Origin of the sequence: Longimicrobium sp. (assembly GCF_036280135.1) — a bacterium.
Classification (GTDB): Bacteria; Gemmatimonadota; Gemmatimonadetes; order Longimicrobiales; family Longimicrobiaceae; genus Longimicrobium.
This window is the reverse complement of record NZ_DASURI010000295.1, coordinates 1-5,122: the sequence shown is the minus strand read 5'-3', so window position 1 is coordinate 5,122 and position 5,122 is coordinate 1. Positions and strand designations below refer to the sequence as shown.

Below are 5,122 nucleotides of genomic sequence, written 5' to 3'. Positions count from 1 at the left end.
TGTATCCCGGCTTCGTCTCCACGGCCATGCGCGAGCACGCCGTGGGGCCGGATGGAAAGCCGCTGGGCTCCAGCCCCGTCCGCGAGGCGGAGGTGATGACGCCCGAGACGTGCGCGCGGCAGACCCTGGCCGCCATGGCCTCGCGCCGGCGCGAGCGGGTGATGACGCTGCGGGGCAAGGTGGGCGCGTGGATCAAGCTCGTCGCGCCGGGCGTGGTGGACCGCGTGGCGCGCCGCGCCATCGAGCAGGGCCGCTGACGGGCAACCTTTTGGGCGCGCGCGGGTTCCAATCCGCCGACGTATGCAATTGATCCGGAACCCGTTGCCCTGTTTGACGATGTCGCGCCTGCGCCCGTTCCTTCCGCTGCTGCTCCTTCCCGTCCTGGCGTCCGCGGCCGCCCCGCCGCGCCTGGTGTCGGGCTACTACACGGTGAGCTGGGAGCAGCAGTCGTTCACCCCGTGCAACCGCCCCGTCTCGTTCACGGACCGCGGCGCGTGGTGGGTGTCCAACCCTGGGCCCATGATGCCGGCGTACCGCGACCTGGTGGAGGGCGACTGGGGGACCATCTTCGTCACCGTGCGGGCGGACCTCACGGAGCCGGGCCAGTTCGGGCACCTGGGCGGATACAGCCGCGCCATGGCCGTGGTGGAGCTGGTGGATGCCCGCGCGCCGTCCGAAACGCGCGACGACTGCGCGCGCACGGCCGAGACCGAGTAGCGCGCGACGGCGGATGGGGATGGACGAGACGCCGGCCGGGGATTCGCCTCCCCGGCCGGCGTCTTTGCGTCCCCCCCCGCTCGCGCCCCCCGCCGCCGAAGCGTATCTTCAAGCCGCGACGAACGATCGCGCCCGACGCGAATCGTCCGTGCGGAAAGCAGTTCTCCCCCTCCCCCGCGAAGCGGGGGCAGGGGGTCGGGGGGTGGGGGCCCTCGGCGGGCGAGAGATACTTCGCTCATCCGCTCCAGCCCCGGCGCCCACGATGAAGTTCGCTGACGAAGCAAGACCGCAATCAGGAACCATGTTCAACGAATATCCGGCCGACGCCCCCAAGGGGCCCAGCGCGTACGATCCCAAGGTGCGGCGCCGCAACGTCATCACCGCCTTTTTGGTGCTGCTGTTCGTCCTGGTGCTGATGGCCATCCCGGCCACGTACCGCAAGTTCCAGCAGCGCGAGGCCGTGTACGACACGCACGCCGCGGCCGTGCAGGCCCAGGCGGTGGAGAACGGCGACATCCCGACGTTCGTCCCGCCGACGGCCACGGAGATCCACACGCGCAGGAACCGCCAGACGGACCAGCGCTTCGTGCGCTTCAACTTCCAGCCGGCCGAGGTGCCCGCCCTCACCCGCGGCATGCGGCGCGTGGAGGGCGAGGAGGCGCTCAAGCGGGTGTCCGTGCCGTCGCCCGGGTGGAGCCGGTGGTGGCTCATCACCAGCCGCACGCTCACGGGCGGCCAGGGGGAGTACCTGGAGGTGTACCACATCCCGTCGGGACCGGACCGCGGCTACCTGGCCCTGGATCCGCGCACCCGCCACGGCTACTTCTGGAGCCGATGAACGCCGCCGCCCGACTGCTGCTGTGCGCCGCCGCCGCGCTCCCGCTGCTGGCCTCCGCCGCCGCGTGCGGGGGCGACAAGACGCCGCCCCCGCGCCTGCCCGCCGAGGACACCACCGTCGCCGTCGCCGGCCCCACCGTGGTCGTGGCGTGGCGGCGCGTGAGCCAGGCGGAGGTGGACGCGGACGAGGACCTGGCCCTGCAGCTGTTCGACTTCGAGCGGTACGTGGGCAACGTCACGCCGCGCCTTCAGCAGGCGGGGGTCACGGTGCATCAGGTGGGCGCAAAGCGGGTGCGCGTGGCCGATGCAGGCCGGCAGGTGGCCGACGTGCGGACGGAGCAGCCGCGCTACGTGCTGGCCGCGCCCGGCAAGCCGCCGCAGGTGATCGAGGGCCTGCAGACGGACGCCGCCCTGCTGCGCGCCGCCGCCGACTACTTTGCCCGCCCCGACCTGCGCCCCGACGCCCGCTGATCGGTTCGGTCTGCAGAGAGCCGGCCCGGGCTGCCCGGCCGGCTCTCGAATCATCTCCCGTCAGCCCCCCAGCATCCTCGTGTAGCCTACCTGTGCGTTGACCCTGGAAGACGTCTTGTGTATCATATATGAGCCGTTAGGCCGGCTAACGACTCATATATACGACTCTCCGTGAAGCCGACCACGTTTGACCTGATGCCCTTGCGGGTCCGGAACTCGCTGGCGAAGTTCGGCGCCGACATCGCACTGGGGCGCCGCAAACGCGGGCTGACCGGGGCCATGATGGCGGAGCGGATCGGCGTGTCGCGGTCCACGTACTTCCGGGTGGAGAAGGGGGATCCCACCGTGTCGATGGGCGTGTACGCCATGGCCATGTTCGTGCTGGGCCTGGGAACGCCGTTCGCCGACCTTGCTGATGCCCGCGGGGATGAGCTTGGCCTTGCGCTCGACGCGGAGCGCGTGCCCAAGCGGGTGCGTGCGCGAAAGGAGCCGCGGCCCACGTGACTCGCGCGGTCCAGATCTGTCTGGGAAATGCGGAGCGGCTGATCGGCACGCTGCGCTACAATCGCGAGGGCTCGCGGGAAAGCGCGGCGTTCGAGTACGACCTCTCGTGGCTGGAGCGGGCGGATCGGTTCAGCATCGATCCGGCGCTGCAGCTGGTCGCGGGTCCACAGTTTCACCGTCGCTCTCCGCACGGCTCCATCTTTCACGCCGCCATCGCGGATACCGAGCCGGACGGCTGGGCACGCCGCGTCATCATGCGCGACCACGCCAAGCGCCGAGGCACGCAGGACGGGTGGGGAACTGGCGCCGCTTCTCGGGGCACTGGACTTTCTTCTCGAAGTGGATGACGTGAGCCGCGTGGGCGCGCTGCGGTTCCGGGACGAATCGGGCGTGTTTCGCCGCGCGCATGAGACAGGTGAGCGTGGGGTGCCGCCGCTCGTGGAACTGCGCCACCTCCTCGCAGCTTCTCGCGCCGTGGAGACCAACACCGAAACGGCCGCGGACCTGGCGTATCTTCGCGGTCGGGGTACGTCCCTGGGCGGACTGCGTCCCAAGTGTACGGTGATGGACGACGATGGACGGCTCTCGATCGGCAAGTTCCCCAGCGTGGCGGACGAGCGGGCCGTTACGAAAGGCGAGGTGCTCGCGCTGCAGCTGGCCGCGGAGGCCGGCATCGATGCGGCGGAGGCACGGCTCGTCATGAGCGACGGCGCGCCGGTCGCGCTCATCCGACGTTTCGACCGCGTGCCGGGCGGGCGCATCCTCTACATCTCCGCGGCCACCCTGCTGGGCGTGGAGGCGGACGATCCCAGCGACCACACGTATGCCGAGATCGCCGACGCGCTGCGCGTCCACGGCGCGGATGCCCGCGCCGATATCGAAGAATTGTGGCGGAGGATCGCCTTCTCGATCCTCATCACTAACGTCGACGACCACCTGCACAACCACGGGTTTTTGCACGTGGAAGCCGGCCTGTGGCGTCTTGCGCCTGCGTTCGACGTGAATCCCTTTCCGGACCCCGTCCGCGAGTTGAAGACGTGGATCACGGAAGACGCGGGTCCCGAGGCTTCCATCGACGCATTGATGGCCGCCGCTCCCTATTTTCAACTCGCGCCCGGTCGCGCGCGGCAGGTCATCGGCGAGGTGGAATCCGCTGTGAGTCGTTGGCGGCAGGTTGCGCGGCAGATCGGCATGACAGGGCTGGAGATCGACCAGTTCGCCGACGCTTTCGAGCACGAGGAGCGCGCGGCTGCCCAGCGGGCTGCCTCTGGTCGCTGACGCGGCAACGGGCAACCGCACGCGCCGTCGCCGCAGGCTATTCCCTGTTCCCTGTTCCCTGTTCCCTGTTCCCTATTCCCTGAAAGATGGCCGTTTCTCCCGAGTTCCGTGCGTTTGTCGTGGAGTCGCTGGGGCGCGTGGCGCCGACGGTGACGTCGCGCGGCATGTTCGGCGGCGTGGGGATCTACTCCGCCGGGATCTTCTTTGCCGTCATCGACGACGAGACGCTCTTCCTCAAGGTGGACGACACCAACCGGGGCGACTACGAGGCCATCGGCACGGGCCCGTTTCGCCCCTTTGGCGAGGACAAGCAGGGGATGCAGTACTACGAGCTCCCCGCCGACTACCTGGAAGACGCCGACCGCCTGCGCCCGTGGGTGGAAAAGTCCATCGACGTGGCCCGCCGCGCCCGCAAGGGCAAGAAGAAGTAGCGGATTGCCGCCCTGTCCACTCGGCCCTGTGCCGATTCCGTGACTGAAAAGGATGCGCGCCGGCCGATCCGGGGCTGTCCGATGTGGCTGGAGCCGATCGGACGCCCGCGAAGGTGAACAGGCGTGGGAAAACGACGGCCGATCGGCCGGTTTTGGGCCGCGCAACGAGGCCGCGAAGGGGGACGCGGCCGCCCGAACGGGCCGGAACGGCCACCGAAGGGTGCTGAAGCGTACGCAACGTGGCGCACTTCGCCCGCTCCTCTTGTGAACGAGCCGGTTGTCCCCTACTGTATGGCTCGGAAAGCGAGCCCTGTGGACAACAGCAGCCCCTCGAGAGGGGGCGGAACGGAGACGGGTACGGATGCCGCCGCGCAAAGACGACGCATCGGTAGAGACGCTCAGGGAGGCCGCGCGCACGTTCGTGGATGCCACCAGCCTCAGGCAGGCGGCCCGCGACATCGGGATGAGCCCCACGGGTCTGCGTGGGTTCCTGGATGGTGCCGCGCCGTACGTAAAGACCGAGCGCAAGCTGCGCTCCTGGTACCTGCGCGAGGCCAGCCGCAACGTGCAGGCGGTGTCGGCGGAGAACGCCAGCAACGCGCTCAAGCTCCTGGTGAACCACTTCGCCCCGGCGTACGGCCGCGAGACGATGCTGGAGCTCATCGACGTGCTGGAGCGCCGCGCCCGCGACAGCCAGACGCCGGTGCCGGCATGGGTGAGCGAGCTGCGGGAGCGCTACTCGGAGTAGCGGGCCGGCCGCGGGCGCGTCTGGCCGCGGCCCCTGCGTTGGTTCTTCCCTGACGCGAACGGCTCGCGGGGCGGATGTCTGCCTCGCCGGCCGCCGCATGGAATTGTCACCCTCTCCGGGATCTCGTCCCGGCGGG

The 5,122-nt window shown here is 69.8% G+C and carries 8 protein-coding genes and 1 pseudogene; all 9 read left to right on the top strand.

The features are described from left to right. A pseudogene (locus VFZ20_RS09350) lies at nt 1-257 on the top strand (short chain dehydrogenase); the annotation flags it as partial. A gap of 79 nt (nt 258-336) precedes the next feature. Then, nucleotides 337-717: a hypothetical protein gene (locus tag VFZ20_RS09345; protein WP_329683595.1), complete on the top strand. Its 381-nt coding sequence runs from the start codon at nt 337-339 to the stop codon at nt 715-717. Nucleotides 718-1,018: 301 nt separating this feature from the next. Then, nucleotides 1,019-1,555 carry a hypothetical protein gene (locus VFZ20_RS09340; RefSeq protein ID WP_329683594.1) on the top strand — a complete coding sequence of 179 codons (537 nt, stop codon included), beginning with the start codon at nt 1,019-1,021 and terminating at the stop codon, nt 1,553-1,555. Next, nucleotides 1,552-2,025 carry a hypothetical protein gene (locus VFZ20_RS09335; protein ID WP_329683593.1) on the top strand — a complete coding sequence of 158 codons (474 nt, stop codon included), beginning with the start codon at nt 1,552-1,554 and terminating at the stop codon, nt 2,023-2,025. Before VFZ20_RS09340 ends, VFZ20_RS09335 begins: the two co-directional genes overlap by 4 nt. Before the next feature lie 195 nt (nt 2,026-2,220). Beyond that, the gene (locus VFZ20_RS09330; protein WP_329683592.1) at nt 2,221-2,529 is read left to right on the top strand and encodes a helix-turn-helix transcriptional regulator; all 309 of its coding nucleotides are present in this window, start codon (nt 2,221-2,223) and stop codon (nt 2,527-2,529) included. After that, the gene (locus VFZ20_RS09325; protein ID WP_329683591.1) at nt 2,526-2,876 is read left to right on the top strand and encodes a HipA N-terminal domain-containing protein; all 351 of its coding nucleotides are present in this window, start codon (nt 2,526-2,528) and stop codon (nt 2,874-2,876) included. The genes VFZ20_RS09330 and VFZ20_RS09325 overlap by 4 nt, the downstream gene beginning before the upstream one ends. Nucleotide 2,877: 1 nt before the next feature. After that, complete coding sequence (locus VFZ20_RS09320; protein ID WP_329683590.1) at nt 2,878-3,807, top strand: HipA domain-containing protein; 930 nt, start codon at nt 2,878-2,880, stop codon at nt 3,805-3,807. A gap of 86 nt (nt 3,808-3,893) precedes the next feature. Continuing rightward, the gene (locus tag VFZ20_RS09315; RefSeq protein WP_329683589.1) at nt 3,894-4,238 is read left to right on the top strand and encodes a TfoX/Sxy family protein; all 345 of its coding nucleotides are present in this window, start codon (nt 3,894-3,896) and stop codon (nt 4,236-4,238) included. A 361-nt stretch (nt 4,239-4,599) separates the two neighbouring features. Next, nucleotides 4,600-4,986 carry a hypothetical protein gene (locus VFZ20_RS09310; RefSeq protein WP_329683588.1) on the top strand — a complete coding sequence of 129 codons (387 nt, stop codon included), beginning with the start codon at nt 4,600-4,602 and terminating at the stop codon, nt 4,984-4,986. Nucleotides 4,987-5,122: the final 136 nt, after the last annotated feature.